This window comes from Devosia sp. CN2-171 (assembly GCF_049354815.1).
Taxonomy (GTDB): Bacteria; Pseudomonadota; Alphaproteobacteria; order Rhizobiales; family Devosiaceae; genus Devosia_A.
Map to the genome: position 1 here is coordinate 3,217,089 of NZ_CP186479.1, position 15,822 is coordinate 3,232,910.

Annotated in this window: 19 protein-coding genes; 11 read left to right on the plus strand and 8 right to left on the minus strand. The window is 65.0% G+C overall.

Annotated features, from left to right (window positions below):
- Positions 1-2 precede the first annotated feature (2 nt).
- From ACOYW5_RS15975 to ACOYW5_RS15995, 5 genes are all read right to left on the minus strand, one after another.
- A complete protein-coding gene (locus tag ACOYW5_RS15975) occupies positions 3-992 on the minus strand; it encodes a BMP family protein (protein WP_423065882.1) in 990 nt (329 codons plus the stop codon).
- Between the two features lie 167 nt (positions 993-1,159).
- The gene (locus ACOYW5_RS15980) at positions 1,160-1,969 is read right to left on the minus strand and encodes an ABC transporter permease (protein WP_423065883.1); all 810 of its coding nucleotides are present in this window, start codon (positions 1,967-1,969) and stop codon (positions 1,160-1,162) included.
- Positions 1,954-3,135: an ABC transporter substrate-binding protein gene (locus ACOYW5_RS15985; protein WP_423065884.1), complete on the minus strand. Its 1,182-nt coding sequence runs from the start codon at positions 3,133-3,135 to the stop codon at positions 1,954-1,956. The genes ACOYW5_RS15980 and ACOYW5_RS15985 overlap by 16 nt, the downstream gene beginning before the upstream one ends.
- Positions 3,128-4,117 (minus strand): PQQ-dependent catabolism-associated beta-propeller protein, encoded by a 990-nt coding sequence (locus tag ACOYW5_RS15990; protein ID WP_423065885.1) that lies wholly within the window; start codon positions 4,115-4,117, stop codon positions 3,128-3,130. Before ACOYW5_RS15990 ends, ACOYW5_RS15985 begins: the two co-directional genes overlap by 8 nt.
- Entirely contained in the window at positions 4,114-4,542 is a 429-nt protein-coding gene (locus tag ACOYW5_RS15995) for a hypothetical protein (RefSeq protein WP_423065886.1), read from the minus strand. Before ACOYW5_RS15995 ends, ACOYW5_RS15990 begins: the two co-directional genes overlap by 4 nt.
- 200 nt (positions 4,543-4,742) lie before the next feature.
- Between ACOYW5_RS15995 and ACOYW5_RS16000 the strand changes: the two genes are divergently transcribed.
- The 4 genes from ACOYW5_RS16000 to ACOYW5_RS16015 all read left to right on the plus strand — a co-directional run bounded on the left by ACOYW5_RS16000 (position 4,743) and on the right by ACOYW5_RS16015 (position 8,033).
- The gene (locus ACOYW5_RS16000; RefSeq protein ID WP_423065887.1) at positions 4,743-5,741 is read left to right on the plus strand and encodes an ABC transporter substrate-binding protein; all 999 of its coding nucleotides are present in this window, start codon (positions 4,743-4,745) and stop codon (positions 5,739-5,741) included.
- Between the two features lie 128 nt (positions 5,742-5,869).
- Entirely contained in the window at positions 5,870-6,553 is a 684-nt protein-coding gene (locus tag ACOYW5_RS16005) for an ABC transporter permease (protein WP_423065888.1), read from the plus strand.
- Positions 6,550-7,281 (plus strand): ABC transporter ATP-binding protein, encoded by a 732-nt coding sequence (locus ACOYW5_RS16010; RefSeq protein WP_423065889.1) that lies wholly within the window; start codon positions 6,550-6,552, stop codon positions 7,279-7,281. The genes ACOYW5_RS16005 and ACOYW5_RS16010 overlap by 4 nt, the downstream gene beginning before the upstream one ends.
- Positions 7,278-8,033 carry an ATP-binding cassette domain-containing protein gene (locus ACOYW5_RS16015; RefSeq protein ID WP_423065890.1) on the plus strand — a complete coding sequence of 252 codons (756 nt, stop codon included), beginning with the start codon at positions 7,278-7,280 and terminating at the stop codon, positions 8,031-8,033. The genes ACOYW5_RS16010 and ACOYW5_RS16015 overlap by 4 nt, the downstream gene beginning before the upstream one ends.
- Here the strand turns inward: ACOYW5_RS16015 and argC are convergent, their stop codons facing one another.
- A complete protein-coding gene (gene argC / locus ACOYW5_RS16020; protein ID WP_423065891.1) occupies positions 8,034-8,984 on the minus strand; it encodes an N-acetyl-gamma-glutamyl-phosphate reductase in 951 nt (316 codons plus the stop codon).
- Positions 8,985-9,088: 104 nt separating this feature from the next.
- Between argC and deoD the strand changes: the two genes are divergently transcribed.
- From deoD to ACOYW5_RS16035, 3 genes are all read left to right on the plus strand, one after another.
- Positions 9,089-9,802: a purine-nucleoside phosphorylase gene (gene deoD, locus ACOYW5_RS16025; protein ID WP_423065892.1), complete on the plus strand. Its 714-nt coding sequence runs from the start codon at positions 9,089-9,091 to the stop codon at positions 9,800-9,802.
- Positions 9,799-10,419 (plus strand): hypothetical protein, encoded by a 621-nt coding sequence (locus ACOYW5_RS16030; protein WP_423065893.1) that lies wholly within the window; start codon positions 9,799-9,801, stop codon positions 10,417-10,419. Before deoD ends, ACOYW5_RS16030 begins: the two co-directional genes overlap by 4 nt.
- A gap of 227 nt (positions 10,420-10,646) precedes the next feature.
- Positions 10,647-10,937, plus strand: a complete 291-nt coding sequence (locus ACOYW5_RS16035; protein WP_423065894.1) for a hypothetical protein — start codon at positions 10,647-10,649, stop codon at positions 10,935-10,937.
- An 18-nt stretch (positions 10,938-10,955) separates the two neighbouring features.
- On the opposite strand, the gene ACOYW5_RS16040 is transcribed toward ACOYW5_RS16035, so the two are convergent.
- Entirely contained in the window at positions 10,956-12,164 is a 1,209-nt protein-coding gene (locus ACOYW5_RS16040; protein WP_423065895.1) for a GGDEF domain-containing protein, read from the minus strand.
- A gap of 177 nt (positions 12,165-12,341) precedes the next feature.
- On the opposite strand from ACOYW5_RS16040, the gene ACOYW5_RS16045 reads away from it, so the two are divergent.
- Positions 12,342-12,644 (plus strand): hypothetical protein, encoded by a 303-nt coding sequence (locus tag ACOYW5_RS16045; RefSeq protein ID WP_423065896.1) that lies wholly within the window; start codon positions 12,342-12,344, stop codon positions 12,642-12,644.
- A gap of 72 nt (positions 12,645-12,716) precedes the next feature.
- Positions 12,717-13,142, plus strand: coding sequence for a DUF1761 domain-containing protein (locus ACOYW5_RS16050; RefSeq protein ID WP_423065897.1), 426 nt, complete (start codon positions 12,717-12,719; stop codon positions 13,140-13,142).
- Here ACOYW5_RS16050 and ACOYW5_RS16055 read toward each other — a convergent pair.
- Positions 13,139-13,330 carry a DUF1674 domain-containing protein gene (locus ACOYW5_RS16055; protein WP_423065898.1) on the minus strand — a complete coding sequence of 64 codons (192 nt, stop codon included), beginning with the start codon at positions 13,328-13,330 and terminating at the stop codon, positions 13,139-13,141. The two genes, ACOYW5_RS16050 and ACOYW5_RS16055, sit on opposite strands and share 4 nt — an antisense overlap.
- Positions 13,331-13,429: 99 nt before the next feature.
- Here ACOYW5_RS16055 and htpX point away from each other — a divergent pair, with 99 nt between their 5' ends.
- Together htpX and ACOYW5_RS16065 are read left to right on the plus strand one after the other, a co-directional pair.
- On the plus strand, positions 13,430-14,416 hold the full coding sequence (gene htpX / locus ACOYW5_RS16060) for a zinc metalloprotease HtpX (protein WP_423065899.1): 987 nt from the start codon (positions 13,430-13,432) through the stop codon (positions 14,414-14,416).
- 6 nt (positions 14,417-14,422) lie between these two features.
- Positions 14,423-15,721 carry an RsmB/NOP family class I SAM-dependent RNA methyltransferase gene (locus ACOYW5_RS16065; RefSeq protein WP_423065900.1) on the plus strand — a complete coding sequence of 433 codons (1,299 nt, stop codon included), beginning with the start codon at positions 14,423-14,425 and terminating at the stop codon, positions 15,719-15,721.
- Positions 15,722-15,822 lie beyond the last annotated feature (101 nt).

The following is a 15,822-nucleotide window of genomic DNA, read 5'->3' on the forward strand; positions in this document are numbered from 1 at the left end:
GCTTACTGCACTTCGGTCGTATCGAGCGGGACTTCGAACGTGCCGGCCTTTATGGCAGCGATCTTGTCCTCGACGGCCTTCAGCACCGCGGGGTCGACGTTCCTGTCGAGGCCGTGGAAATCGGCGAGACCGACCGAGCCGGCAGCGATGCCAAGCGACCAGTTCTCGCTCTTCCAGGTACCGTCCTGCACGGCCTTGCCGACGGCGGTCACCAGCGGGCCGAGATCCCAGGTGACGCTGGTGAGGACATTCTGCGGGCCAAGGTGGTTCTGGTCGGTCATGGCGCCGAGCGCGAGAACGTTCTTCGAAATGGCGGCGTCGATGACGCCGACGCCCTGGGCGCTCAGCACGTCCGCGCCCTGCTCGACCTGGGCGATGGCGGCCTCCTTGGCCTTGGGCGGATCGAACCACGAGCCGATGAAGGTGTGGAGCACCTTCGCGTCCGGCTTGATCTCCTTGGCGCCGGCTTCATAGGCGTGGAGGTTCGCCAGCATGTTCGGCGCCGGCATGCCGCCGACCCAGCCGACTGAACCGGTCTTGCTCGCACCGGCGGCAAGCATGCCGGCGAGGTAGGCGCCCTGGTAGTCAGGGTTGGAATAGGTGCCGAGGTTCGGCGCCAGCGAGGCGGCGGTGCCGGCCATGAAGGTGGTGTCCGGGAAGTCCTCGGCGGCGTTGAGCGCCGCGTCGCCGAACGAGAAGCTGTGGGCGAAGATCAGGTTGAAGCCGCGCCCGGCGAAATCGCGCAGCAGGCGTTCGGCGTCGGCGTCGGTGACGTTCTCGACATAGGCGGTCTCGACGCCGAGCGCCTTGCCGGCGGCCTGGAGACCATTGTAGCCGACCGAGTTCCAGTCATTGTCGGTGATCGGGCCGGGCAGGATCATTGCGATCTTGAGGTCGGCGGCAAAGGCTGGCGTTGCAAGCGCAGTCGAGGCAACGAGAATCGCCGCCACCTGCGCGAAGCGCCGGCGGGATAGTGAGCTGAAGGATGCCATGGTTTCTCTCCTGAGTGACGCGCTCGCGGAAGGGCCGCAACTCCCACCTGCCGCCGCCCTTACATTCGGGACGCGAGCGCTGGCTGAACTCTAACTGTGACATCGTTGTCGTCAATGCTCACAAAGCCGTGTACCGCGATGCAACCCACGCAGGGCCGGCGGGTCTCTCAGGGCCGCTTGACGCTGCGGATAGCGCCGGCCTGCGGGTCGTAGCCGCGGGCGGCGAGGAGGAAGGCGACGATGGTGACGCCGATGACCACCGCGAGCGACAGCCAGTCCATCTTGCCGTAGGCGGCAAAGCGGATGAGCTCGATGGCGTAGGTGAAAGGGTTCAACTGGCTCAGCCACCAGATGATGTCGGCACCGGCCTCGCGCAGCTTCCACAGCGGATAGAGCGCCGAGGAGATGAAGAACATCGGGAAGACGACGAAGTTCATCATGCCGGCGAAGTTCTCGATCTGCGGGGTGTAGACCGAGACGAGGAGGCCGATGGAGCCGAGCATCAGGCCGGTGAGGATGACACCGGGGAGGATGTAGACGAAGCCCCAGTCGGGGAAGCCGTAGCCGACGAGGCGGGCGACGATCAGGAAGGCGTAAACCTGGATGATCGAGAGCGCGGTGGCGGCGGCGATCTTCGAGAAAAGCAGGAAATAGCGCGGCAGCGGCGTCACCAGCATGGAACGCATCACGCCGGCCTCGCGATCGTAGACCATCGACAGCGCCGACTGCATGCACTGGAACAGCACCACCACGCCGACCAGGCCGGGCAGCACGTACTCCTGATAGGGCACGTAGGTCGAGTAGGGCGGGACGATCGAGACGCCGAGGATGTCGTGCAGACCCGCCGCGAAGACGATGAGCCACAGCGCCGGGCGGACGATGGCCGAGATCAGTCGCTCCGTCTGGCGCAGGAATTTCGCGATTTCGCGGCGGGTGATGGCCGAGAAGCCGAGCCAGTAGGTTACGGCGCTTTGCACTTGCTCTCCGGTTCATCGACGCCGAGCGTGTCGAGTTCGTTGGTCTGGTGCAGGAACTCGGGGAACGGGGCAGCTTCGGTCACGGCGTTCGAGGTGGCGAGAACCGTGGGCATGCGCAACTGGCCGTCCCAGGGGCGGAAGTTCATCCGGTAGCCCTTGGAGCCATCGATATTGAACCGGTTGCCGCGCATGTAGTCGTAGATCTTCTGCGGATCGTCCGAGCGCGCCTTGGCATAGGCGGTGGCGATCGACTTCGCTGCGATCCAGGTCGACCAGTCGGAACCCGACATGACGCGACCGCCGTGGGCCAGGCGCTGGAAGCGGAGCGTCACCTGGGTGGCCCCATCGCGGTCCCACGACCAGTGCCATTCGGATGCGGTAAGGCCGGTGGTGCCGATCACCGGACGGGGGAGCTGGGTCGCGTAGTTGAGGTAGCGGGCATATTCGCTGAGGCTGTCGGCGATGAAGACGACGTCGTAGTCGGTGCCGCCGGTCACCAGCATGGTGTTGTTGGCTTCGCGATTGGCGGGGTCGGTCGAGGTGGTGAACTCGCGGCGGTCGCGGATATCGAGGCGGAGGCGCTTGGCCGAGGCTTCGAAGGCGTCGGCGATTTCCTTGTCGCGGGGTTCCTTGCCGACCAGGATCAGCACCTTGGTCCAGTTCCGATGGCGCAGGAACTGGGTGTAGGTGTCGGCGATCATGCGGTCGGATGCGCCGGTATGGATGAGGTTGGGCTGGCAGAGATCGCGCAGCGCGTCCTGCGAGGCCGTGGCATTGACCAGGGTGATCGGCAGGGCGGCGGCAGCGGTCGCCACCTGCGATACGATATCGCCGGGCAGGTCGAGGATGACGAAGCGTTCGCCGGCGGCGGCCATGGCGGCCACTTTGGCGCTGGCGTCGGCGGCATCGGTTGCCTGTTGTTCGTCGAGTGTCACGGCGATATCGACCGCATCGGTGACGATCTTGAGGTCCTCGAGGCCGAGGCGGGCGCCTTCGACCGGGTTCAGGGCCGGCGAGATTTCGATGCGGGTATAGGCGACCTCGGGGTGATAGCGGAGGTCGTCCTTGAGCCCCAGATATCCCACCTTGACGTCGGCAGCGCTGGCGCCGCCGCAGAGGAGCAGCGACGCCGCCAGCGGGAGAAGCCCGAGGAATCTCCTAATCATCGATCACCACCGAGTGGGGAACGCGGCCGACGGGGACCGACACGATCCCCTTCATCGAGGCCATGTCGATGACAGTGATGTCGTCCGAGAGGCCGTTGGCGACATAGGCCCTGGTTTCGTCGCTCGACAAATCCACCGACCAGGCGCGCTTGCCGACCAGCACGTAGCTGAGGACGTCGTGCGACTTGGCGTCGATGATGACGACGTGGTTGGCGCGGCCGAGGCTGATCAGGATCTTCGATCCGTCCCTGGTCACCGCCATGCCGACGGGCGTCACGTCTTCCTCGCGGAAACCGTCCGGCACGTAGATCAGGCTCTCGCCCTTGATCTCGTTGGTGGCGGTATCGATGATGAAGATCTCGGAGGAGAGCTCGCAGCTGACCCAGAGCTCGGTCTGGTCCGGGGTCAGGATGAAGCGCCGCGGACGGGTGCCGACGAGGATGTTCTTGGTTACGGCGCCGGTGGTCGTATCGATCACATGCACCATGTCGGCGACTTCCGAGGTGACGTAGGCGGTCCTGCCGTCGGGCATCACCAGCACGCCCTCGGGCTCGGCGCCGGTCGGGATGTCCTGGATGGAGACGCGGGTCTCCATATCGATGGCCTCGAGACGCGAGTCCTCTTCGTTCGAGACGTAGATGATCTTCTCGTCGGGTGAGAAAGCGAAGACTTCCGGGCTCGGGCCGGTCGGGATCGAGTCCACGATCTCGAGCTTCCGCACGTCGATCACGTCGATCGCATCATCATCGCCGCAAGCGACGTAGAGCAGTTCCTTCGCTGCGTTAAAGTGCATGTCGCGCGGGCGGCGCGAGGTGGCGATGCGCTTCACCAGCGTCAGGGCCTTGTCGAAGACTACGACCTCGTTGCCCTTCTCGGTCGAGACGAAAATCATGCCGGTGCCCTTGGCACGGGCGGCGGGCATGGCGACGGCGGTCGCGACCAGCGCCGCGCCCGCCCCGATGAATGTGCGCCGGTCGATCATTTGACGATGAACTTGCCCTTGAGGCCGCGGTTCTCATAACCGGGCACGTAGATCTCGTATTCGCCAGGACGGATCGGCACGAACGAGATGTTGAACGTGCCGGCATCGTCGAACTCGACGGAGTAGAGGCCGTAGCTCTTCACCTCGAGGTCGTTGACCACGATCTGGTTGATCCACGAGTTGCGGAACAGTTCCGGGGCCACGACGGCGATCTCCTCGTTCCCATCCGACGTGATGTCGAGCTGGTAGTACTTGCCGGTCTCGAGCTCCCAGACATCCTGGGAAAACTTGAGGTCCACCGTGTTGATGCTCAGCGTCAGGTCGGTACCGTTCGCGGCCAGATTCCCTTCGGCATGAGCAGCGCCGGTGAGCGCAAGTGCGGCCACGGCGGCAAGCGCGAGCCCATTCATAGTCGTATCCCCCATAGGTAGTTTCGATGGACGTCATATGAAATGACAATCGGATACGCACAGGAAAGCGGGCAATCGGCGGGCTGCAATACATGATATAGCCAAGGCCAATGAGACCGGGTGTTAGCGCTCAGGGCTATTGGATTTGTCGCGCCTTCGAACCGGAACTCTTCCTGAAGGCGCTCCGGAAAATGAGCGTTCCTGGGAAAGAGACCATGCGTAATTTCATCCGTATCGCCATCGTGGGCCTCGCCCTGGCGATCGCTTCTGCCACCGGCGCGTTGGCGCAGCACGGGCAGGACCCCAACAAGCTGAGCCTCGGTGTGCAGGCGACCGGCACGGTCAAGTGGGAACTCGCGGCGATGGCCGCGCTCGGCATCGACAAGAAGCACCATCTCGAGCTCGACATTCGCGACGTTGCCGACAGCAAGGCCGGCCAGATCGCGCTGCAGGCCAAGGAAGTCGAGATCATCCTCAGCGACTTCGTCTGGGTGTCGCTGCAGCGACACGAGGGCAACATGGTCACCATGGTGCCGCACTCGCTGACGGTCGGCGGGCTCGTCGTCGATCCGGCCGCCGACATCAACTCGATTGCCGACCTCAAGGGCAAGACGCTCGCCGTCTCGGGCAGCCCGGTGGACAAGAGCTACGTGATCCTCGCGGCCGACTACAACAAGCTTACCGGCGGCAACCTCACCGAGGACGCCTCGGCCAAGTTCGGCGCCCCGCCGCTGGTCAACGAACTGATCACCGGCGGCCAGGCGCAAGCGGCGCTCAATCTCTGGAACTGGAACTCGCGGGCCAAGCTCGCCGGCAAGACCGAGCTGATCTCGGTCGCGGCGATGCTGGCCGACCTCGGAGTTTCCGAGACGCCGCCACTGCTCGGCTGGACCTTCTTCGACGAGACGGCTCGCGCCAAGAAGAAGGAGCTGAAGGCCTTCCTCGATGCGAGCTTCGAAACCAAGGCAGCATTGCGCAGCGACGATGCGGTCTGGGACCAGATCCGCGACGTGATGAATGTCGGCGACGACGAAGCATTGTTCGCCCAACTGCGCGACGACTATCGCGCCGGCATCGTCAGCGCATACTCGTCCTCGGCGATGAAGCCGGCGGAGGAGGCGTTCGCGCTGATGGCCAAGTATGGCGGCAAGGACGTGGTCGGTGATACGACCGAGCTCGAGAACGGCACGTTCTACAAGGGCTATCGCAAATAGCTGCAGACCTGCGCGACGGCCGGTCGACGACCGGCACCGACGACGAGCAGCGGGCGAGGATCGGACGGGCGCTTCCGCTCGAACTGATCAGCCTGCTGCTTCTGCTTGCTGCCTGGCAGGTGCTGTCGATGGTCTTCCCGTCGCGCCTGTTCCCCTCCCCGATCGATGTCGGCGTCCACGTCGTCGACCTGGCGATCAACGGCAAGTTAGTGCCCGATCTCGGCAAGACGCTGAGCCGCGCGGCGATTGCCTTCGTCGTCGCCATGGTGCTCGGGACCATTATCGGCGTCGGCATGGGGCGTTCGCGCACCTTCGACCGGCTGTTTTCGGCCTGGGTGGTGGTGGGGCTGAACGTACCCGCCATCGTCATCGCCATCGTGCTCTATATCTGGCTGGGGCTCACCGAGTTCGCGCTCATCCTCGCGGTGGTGCTCAACAAGGTGCCGCTGGTGATCGCGACCATCCGCGAGGGGGTGCGGAGCTTCGATCCGGCCTATGACGATCTCGGCCGCGCTTTCCGCATGCCGCTCAGCCGGCGGCTGCGGCTGATCTTTCTGCCGCAGTTGATGCCGTTCGTGCTGGCGGCTGCCCGCACCGGCCTCAGCCTGATCTGGAAGATCGTCCTGGTGTTCGAAGTGCTGGGCTCGGACGGCGGCGTCGGTTTCCGCATCTCGGTGTTCTTCCAGTTCTTCGATATCCGCGGCATCCTCGCCTACACCTCTGCCTTCATCTTCGTGGTGTTTGCCTTCGAATACCTGGTGCTGCGGCCCCTGGAACGGAGCGTGCTCAAGTGGCGGCAGGTCCGGACATGAGCAACGGACCGCACCTCGAGATCGATGTGGACGGCAAGAAGTTCGACTTCCTGCCTGAGCCCCTGCTGGAGAATTTCAGGCTCGATATCGAGCCCTCGTCGGTGGTGGCGCTGGTGGGGCCGAGCGGGGTGGGAAAATCCACGCTGCTGCGGATGATCGGTGGCGTCGACACGCTGTATTTGGGGCGGGTGCTGGTCGATGGCGTGATCGCCGTCGATGCACCACCGGCCGGTTTTGTGTTCCAGGATCCGCGGCTGATGCCGTGGCTGACGGCGATCGACAATATCCGCGCCGTTCGACCCGAAACCACCGAAGCCGAGGCGCAGGCGATGCTGATGCGCGTCGGGCTGACCGGGTTCGAGCACTATTATCCGCATGAGCTGAGCGGCGGAATGCAGCGCCGGGTGGCGCTGGCCCGGGCCTTCTCGGCCAATCCGCGGCTGTTGTTGCTCGACGAACCGTTCGTCTCGCTCGACCGGATGCTCGTCACCGAGATGGAGCAGGTGCTGCTGACGCTGATCGAAACGAACCGGCCGACAGTGCTGCTCGTTACCCACCTGCCCGAAGACGCGGCGGCCTTGGCCGATCGCGCCGTCGTCCTGTCGGGGCGGCCGGCCAGGATCGTCGCCGACTACCGCTTTGCCAGCCCGGCCGGGCAGCGCACGCGGGTCGAGCGCGAGCAGATCGCCAATCAGATTGCCGGGGCCACGGCACAGGTAATGCCATGACCGAACCCGTGCTGTCGCTCCGCAATGTCCGGAAGTCCTACAAGAAAAACGTGGCGCTGAAGGGCGTATCGCTCGATATCGGCCGCGGCGAGATCGTCGGGCTGCTCGGGCCAAACGGGGCGGGGAAGTCGACGCTGTTCCAGATCGCTTCCGGCCTGTTCGCGCCAGATGGCGGCGAGGTGCAACTGTTCGGCATGAATTACCGGCAGAACGCGTCGGAGATCCTCGCCCGGCTCGGCGTGGTGTTCCAGTCGCGCTCGCTCGACCTCGACATGACGGTCAAGGCAAACCTCAAATTCCACGGCAATCTGTTCGGGCTTTCCGGCAAGACGCTGGACGAGCGGATCGCCACGGCGACGGCGCTGTTCGAAGTCACCGACCTCGTCGACAAGCCGGTACGCACCATCTCGGGCGGCAACCAGCGGCGGATCGAGATCGTCAGGGCGCTGATCAACGCGCCGGACCTGCTGCTGATGGACGAGCCCTCGGTCGGGCTCGATCCGACCACGCGGAAGCTACTCGTGAAGCATATCCACGCCGTGCGCGAGCAGCACCAGACCTCGATCCTCTGGGCAACGCATCTCGTCGAGGAAGTCGAACACTCAGACCGCATCGCGCTGATCGTCGCCGGCCAGATCATCCGCATCGGCACGCCGGCCGAATTGCTGGCCGCAGCCGGGACGGACAAGCTCACCGATGCCTATATCGCGCTGACCGGCGTCACGCCGACGCCGGTTGCAGTCGAGGCCTGATCAGGCGGCGAGGCTGGTTGCCGCGTCGACGCCGAGCATCAGGTTGAGGTTCTGCACCGCGGCCCCCGAGGCTCCCTTGCCGAGATTGTCGTAGACCGCCACCAGCAGCGCCTGCGCCTTGTCGTCATTGGCGAAGACGTGGAGCCGCATCTTGTTGGTGTCGTTGTAGATCTCGGGATTGAGCTCGGGCGTGCGCTCGAGGTCGGCGAGCGGCGCCACCTCGACGAAGCCGCCGTCGATGGCGGCGAAGTGATCGGCGATCGCCGCATGAAGGTCGGCGCCCGTCGGCACCTTGGGCAGGGTCCAGAGCTGCAGCGGCACGGCCGTGATCATGCCCTGGCGGAAATTGCCGACGGCAGGCTGGAACAGCGGCGTGTGCAGCAGCCGGGCGTATTTCTGCAGCTCGGGCAGGTGCTTGTGCTTGAAGGTGAGGCCGTAGAGCGCGAACTCGTTGGCGTTCTCGCCCTGGGCCTCATAGTCCTCGATCATCGACCGGCCGCCACCGGAGTAGCCGGAGATGCCGTTGACGGTGACGGGAAAGTCGGCCGGCAGCAGCCCGCCTTCGACCAGCGGGCGCAGTGTTGCGATGGCGCCCTGCGGCCAGCAGCCGGGGTTGCCGACGCGCTTCGAATTGGCGATCGCAGCGCCCTGGCTCCTGTCCATCTCGGCGAAACCATAGGCCCAGCCCTCGGCGATGCGGTGCGCCGTCGAGGCGTCGATCACCTTGGTGCGGTCGTTTTCGATCAGCGCGACGCTTTCCTTGGCCGCATCGTCGGGCAGGCAGAGGATGGCGACATCGGCGAGGTTCAGGAGGCGCTTCCGCTCCTCGATATCCTTGCGCTTGTCCTGGGCGATGGAGATGACCTCGAGGTCGCGGCGGCCGGCGAGGCGCTCGCGGATCTGCAGACCCGTGGTACCGGCTTCGCCGTCGATGAAGATTTTCGCGACCATGTGAGGCTCCCTTCGGGAACAGAATGCGCGCGACATATAGGGGTTGCCTCTGTCACGTGCAAAGGCTTTGGTGAGCGGAAAATCACAGCTACGAGAGGCCGAAAATGACCCCGCATAACCATGCCAAGCCCGGTGACTATGCGGAAGCCGTGCTGTTGCCGGGCGACCCGCTGCGCGCCAAGTGGATCGCGGAGAATTTCTTCGAGAACGCCGTGCAGGTGAACTCGGTGCGCAACTGCCTCGGCTATACCGGCACGTGGAAGGGCAAGCGCGTCTCGGTTCAGGCGACCGGCATGGGGCAGCCGTCGCTCTCGATCTATGTGCACGAGCTCATCAACGTCTATGGGCTGAAGACGCTGATCCGCGTCGGCACCTGCGGCGGGCTCAATGCCAAGGTGAAGGTGCGCGACCTGGTTATCGCGCAGGGCGCAACGACCGACTCCGCCATCGTCCGCGACGCCTTTTCGCCATTCAACTTCGCCCCGATCGCCGATTTCGGGCTGCTGCGCGACAGCGTCGAGCGGGCCGAGAAGGCGGGGATGCGCTACCATGTCGGCAACATGCTCTCGTCGGACATCTTCTATCACATCGAGCCCGGCCTCACTGGCTATGGCCGGTTGCCGGCGCACGGAATCCTCGGGGTCGAGATGGAGGCGGCGGCGCTCTACACGCTGGCCGCCCGATTCGACGTGAAGGCGCTGGCCATCTGCACCATGACGGACTGCCTGATCACCCATGGCGAGCTTAGCGCCGAGGACCGGCAAAGCTCGCTCAAGGAGATGATCACGCTGTCGCTCGATACCGCGGTCGGCGCGTGAGCATCCTCGACAGACTCGCGTCGGCGCTCGGACGCAACGACGAGCGGCCGAATGTCGAGCTGGCGGAAGAGCTGGCGGCGAAGCCAGATGCGGCGGCCGTGGTCGAACTGGTCGGGGCGCTCTCCGGCCCGACGGCTGTCTCCAACGACGCCATCAAGGTGCTGTATGAGCTCGGAGCGCTACGACCGGAGCTCGTCGCCCCGCATGTCGGTGCCTTTCTCGCGCTGCTCGGCTCGAAGAACAACCGCAATGTCTGGGGTGCCCTGCAGGCCATCGAGGCGGTAACGCAGTTGGTGCCGGAGACCGTCGTGGTGTCGCTGCCCGCGATCGTTTCGGCAGCCGACAAGGGCTCAGTGATCGCGAAGGACAAGGCGGTACAGATCCTCGCCAAGCTTGCGGCGGCGGGGTACGCAGAGGCGGCGCTGCCGGTGCTGCTCGAGCGGGTGGAAAATGCCGCTCCGAACCAGTTCCCGATGTACGCCGAAGCTGCTAGTCTCGTGGTTGATGCGGCGCATCGGGAGCGGTTGGCCCGGATCCTCGAAGCGCGGCTCGCGCGGATCGAGGCATCCGCCAAGCGTGTGCGGGTCGAGAAATCGCTGCGGCGATTACGGTCGTAACGCCTTGTAAACCATACAGAAATTTGAGGTACGAGCCTCAGTCCGGCGCGAAAACCGCATCGGAAATGTCAATACGCGTTCGCATGTAAGCGCGCTGGAAGTTTGCCTTTCGGCCCCTTCAGAACCTGCCACACTCCTCACGCAAGCAACGATCGAGCCGGCGGAACTCAACCGCTAGGGCCAACGTTTTCTGAGGGGTACATCAGGGCATCTGAGGGGAGGCCGGAATGAATGTCCATACGCTGATCGAACACCATGACATCCAGAAATGGGTGACCAACCAGCACGGCCAGCCGGCGCTGGCCCGCTTCGCCGACACGACGGGGCGCATGCATGCCAAGCTGGCAATCAACTTCGCCCACCATCGCGCCCGACCGACCGCGACGCCGAGCCAGGACGATGGCATGGCGCCGTGCTCGTGGACGGCCTGGCTGGCCGAACTCGATCGCCAGAACCTTGCACTGCGGATCAGGGATGACGACGGCTACGAGTTCGTCGACCGGCGCCAGCTCAATTGATCGGCAGGTAGAGCGAGATTAGGCCGAGCGAGCCAGCGACGTCCCGGATAGCGGATGCGCCGGCATGGTATCGGCGTCTGGCATCATTGCCCCGACCACACGGTCGCGACCGGCGCGCTTGGCGCCATAAAGCGCCGCATCGGCGCGGCGTCGAAGGTCCGACAGGTTCTCCGTGCCCATTCGCTCGGCGACGCCGAAACTGGCTGTGACCCGTACGAAGACCGGCAGCCCGGGGATTTGCAGGCTGGAGAAAGTCGTCCTGATCGCTTCGGCCAGGAGGCGCGCCGAGCCAAGGTTGGACTCCGGCAGGAACACCGCGAATTCCTCGCCGCCGAGCCGCGCGACGATGGCCTTGTTCGGGGCGGTCTCGCGCAGCAGGCGGGCGAAGGCGATGATCACCTGGTCGCCGGTGTCGTGGCCGTAGCCGTCATTGATCGATTTAAACGCATCGAGGTCGGCGAGGATCAGCGCGGCCGGCAGGCTCGAGTGTTGCATCGACGGGGCGGCGCGCTCCTCGAAGCCACGGCGGTTGAAGATGGCCGAGAGCGGATCGGTTTCCGAACGTTCCGTCACCGCGACCAGCATGTCGCGGACGAGGAGGGTCAGCATCAACAGGCCCGTCGCGACCTGCAACATGGCGCCGAGCGATTGTGAATAGAGCGCGTAAGTGGTGGCAAGATAGGTGCTGGAACTGTCGCCGGAACCGCCGAGGAGGATGGCGGCAAACGGCTTGGTGAGGAACTGCACGGCGCTGAGGGCGAAGAGGGCGATCAGCCCGATATCGATCGACTGGCGGCGGCGCGAGGCGACGATGCTCCAGGCCGCCCAGGCCTGCATGACCGCGTAGGGCGCCTGGTAGATCAGGTTGCGCGGCACCGTGTCGTGCGGCAGCAGGTAGCCAAACCAGTTGGCGGCCGTTGCGGCGGCGAAGAACAACCCAATGGCCGGCCAGTTGAGCGGCTGGCCGTAGCGGCGCGACACGCCGCAACTCACAGCGGTCACCGCGCCGAGGAACGAGGCGAAGCCGGCGGTGTAGGCGAACTGCGGAATATCCTGCAGCGGCAGCACGAATTCGGATGCGATGTACGCCATGCCGCAGACGTAGGCGAGGGCGAAGCAAGGCGCGGCCCGGTCGGTGCGGTTGGAAACGCCGACCAGGAAAAAGGCGAGCGCAAACAGCGCTGCAATGAACAGATTGATGGCGAGAATGAAGCTCGCGCCAGTCATGGCTACCCGTGCGTCCCCAAGTTGGGGACGAAACTAGGCCCGGCCCAACAAGAAGAGGTTAATGACATCGAGCGAAGGCGCTCCACCCTTGGAACCGCTCGGCCTTACGACCACTTAAGCTTGTGGTAATTTCGGGCTAAGCTCGACAAAGGCAAGAAGACCAGAAAGGCCAGTGAAATGACGCAGGTCCTCACCAAGCATGATGAAATCCGGCAGTGGGCCGGGGCGCGCTCGGGCAATCCGGCCATGGAGGATCGGGTCAGTGGCGGGGGGCCGCTGGTGCTCAGGATTCTGTTCGACCAGCAGGGGCTGAACTCGGGGGAAGGCCAGTATAACGATCGCCCGGGCGGTCTCGATCTGGTCGGCTGGGACGAGTGGTTCGAGGAATTCGACCGGCTGAAATACGGGCTCCTGGTCGAGGATGAGCGACCGGGCGTGCTCGACCCCTACTACGAGTTCGTGGCGCGCGACCAGCGCTAGCGCCCACTACTCGCTCCCCGTATTTTGACCTAAGCTCTCCCGACCGGCATGGGGGCCGGGAGGGGAAGAACAATGCATTTCGCAGTCAACTGGCTGGCCGTCATTGTCGCGGCCGTGGCGAGCATGGCGCTCGGCGCCGCGTGGTACACCTTGCTGTCCAAGCAATGGCTGAGCGCCATCGGCAAGACCAGGGAGCAGCTTAACGCCGCCAACTGGACACCGTTTGCCTGGGGCTTCGCGGTGCAGCTGGTGATGGCCTATTTCATCGCGCTGGTAACGCCAGCCCTGTTTGGCGCGACCGATGTCGGCAGCGGTATTCTTGCGGGCGCTCACATGTGGCTGGGCTTCATCATCACTGCGCTCATCCTCAACCACCGCTACCAGGGCCTGCCGTGGAAGCTGACGCTGATCGACGGCGGGTACCTGCTCGGTGTGCTGGTCGTGCAGGGGATCGTGATCGGACTGTTCGGGGGTGGCGCGGTGCCGGCAGCGGCCTAGAAGTCGACGGTCCGTCCCTTGATCTCCCAGTCGCCGTAGCGGGCGGGGTCGAGGCCGCCGCGGCCGTTCTGTTCGGCCTTGCCGGCCTCGGCCTTCCGATCGATCTCGGCACGACGGGCCGCAGCTTCGGCGAGGGCGCGGGCGGCGGCTGGCGTCAGTGGCTTGGGTGAGGGGTTATCTTCATCCATCGGGGGCACAAATGGCGAAGGTTCTTGCCGGGAACCTTGGGCCATCCCATCTATTGGTCACGTTACGATCCGCTATCCGAGGTACAAGACTTAGCGCCAATGCTCAACTTCCTCCGCACCACCGTCCTGATCGCTGCCCTCACCGCCATCTTCATGGCCGTCGGCTACTTCGTCGGCGGCACGGGCGGAATGATCATCGCTTTCGTCATCGCCGCGCTGACCAACCTGTTCGCCTACTGGAACTCGGACAAGATGGTGCTGCGCATGCAGAACGCCTTCGAGGTCGATCCGCGTGCCCAGCCCGACCTCTACAACACCGTCGGGGGGTTGGCGCAACGTGCCGGCATTCCGATGCCGCGGCTCTACGTCATCAATACCGAGCAGCCCAACGCCTTCGCCACCGGCCGGGACCCGCAGAATGCGGCCGTGGCCGTGTCGGCGGGCCTGTTGCGCGATCTCGAGCCGCGTGAAGTCGCGGGCGTGATCGCGCATGAGCTGGCTCATATCCGCAACCGCGATACGCTGACCATGACTCTGACAGCTACGGTTGCCGGCGCGATCTCGTCGCTGGCGCAGTTCGGCCTGTTCTTCGGCGGCGGCAACAGCCGTGACAATCCGCTCGGGCCGATCGGCGTGCTGGTTGCGGTGATCGTTGCTCCGATCGCGGCGGCGCTGGTGCAGATGGCGGTTAGCCGGACGCGCGAATACGAGGCCGACAAGGACGGCGCCGAGATCTCCGGCGATCCCCTCGCGCTGGCTTCTGCGCTCAACAAGATCAGCCAGATCGCGCATCGTACGATCAACGTCGCGGCCGAGCGCAACCCGGCGCAGGCGCATATGTACATCATCAACCCGCTCAGCGGGCAGCGCATGGACAACCTGTTCTCGACCCACCCGAACGTCGAGAACCGCATCGCCCAGTTGCAGCGCATCGCCTCGGAAATGCAGGTCGATCGTACCGGTCGCCGGGCAGAGCCGCGCCCTGGCAACCCGCGTGTCGCGCCCAAGGAGAATGGCGGCGGCTGGCGTGTCCCCTCGACAGGGGGCAGCGAGGATGGCAATAGCAGCCGGGGACCCTGGGGCTGAGTGCCGTTGAAGAAACAGAAAAATCCGCCGGGCCTCGCGCTTCGGCTAAAGTCCGCTGAAAAGCTGGACACCGTGCTCAAGGGGGCGAACTTCGCCCCCTTTTCCGTTGCCGAGATCGCCGACGGCCGCGACCGTGCGCTCGCCAACCGGCTGGTTACGGTGGCGCTGCGGCGGCACGGGCAGATCAATCTCATGATGGCGCGCTATCTCGATCGTGGCGTGCCGAAGAAATCCGGGCCGTTCGAGGCGATTCTCAGGATTAGCCTCGCTCATCTGGTGTTCCTGCCCGAACTCGGTGACCACAGCGCGATCTTCCTCGCCGTCGAGGCGGCCAAGCGCGACACGCGCAGCCAGCACCTGGGCAAGCTGATGAACGCCGTGCTGCGCCGGGCCCAGGCCGAGGCACATTCGCTGCGCCACCTGCCGCACGAGGCGCTGTTCCCCGAAGCGCTCGGGCCGCTGTGGCGCGACACCTATGGCGAAGATGCGATCGAGGATTTCGCCGACGCGCTGGTCGGAGGCGCGCCGCTCGACCTGACCCTTCGCGACGACGATCCGGCCCTGATCGAGGCGCTGAACGCCGCTCCAATGCTGGCTGACACTGTCCGTATCGACGAGCGTGATCGACCGGTCGAAGCGCTCCCCGGCTACGCCGAGGGCCGTTGGTGGGTGCAGGACGCGGCCGCCGCCATTCCGGCCCGGCTGCTCGCGCTCGCGCCCGGTGCTCGCGTCCTCGATCTCTGTGCTGCCCCGGGTGGGAAGACGGCGCAATTGCTCAAGGCCGGCTACGCCGTGACAGCGATCGACAACGATCCTGAGCGCGTCAAGCGCATGAGCGAGAATTTCGTCCGCCTCGGCTACACGCCGGAGGTAGTCACCGCCGATGCATTGGCCTATGAGCCGGAGCAGAGGTTCGACGGCATCCTGCTCGATGCTCCCTGCTCGGCCACCGGCACGTTCCGGCGGCACCCCGAGGTGATCTGGCATCGCGATGCAGCCGATATCGCCGGGCGCGTCAGCCTTCAGCGGCGGTTCATCGAACGCGCCCTAGGCTGGCTCAATCCGGGCGGTGTGCTGGTCTACTGCGTCTGCTCGCTCGAGCCGGCGGAGGGTGAGGAACAGGCGCGCTGGCTCCTGGGTCGCGACGGCGTCGAGAACCTGCCGGTCGGGCCGGAGGAACTTGCCGGCCTCGCCGGTGCCATTACTCAAGAGGGTTTCGTGCGCACCCATCCCGGCATGCCGGTTCCTGGGGATAAGGGCGGCACTCTCGATGGGTTCTTCGTTGCGCGCATACGCCGCCAGTAGGTATTTTCGCGCGACCGGAAGCGTGACGGCCGCGGGCCGCCGGTCGATTTGATGTGAGGACGTAGAGACTTGGCAAATTCGCTGCGTTTCCTCGCTCGCCG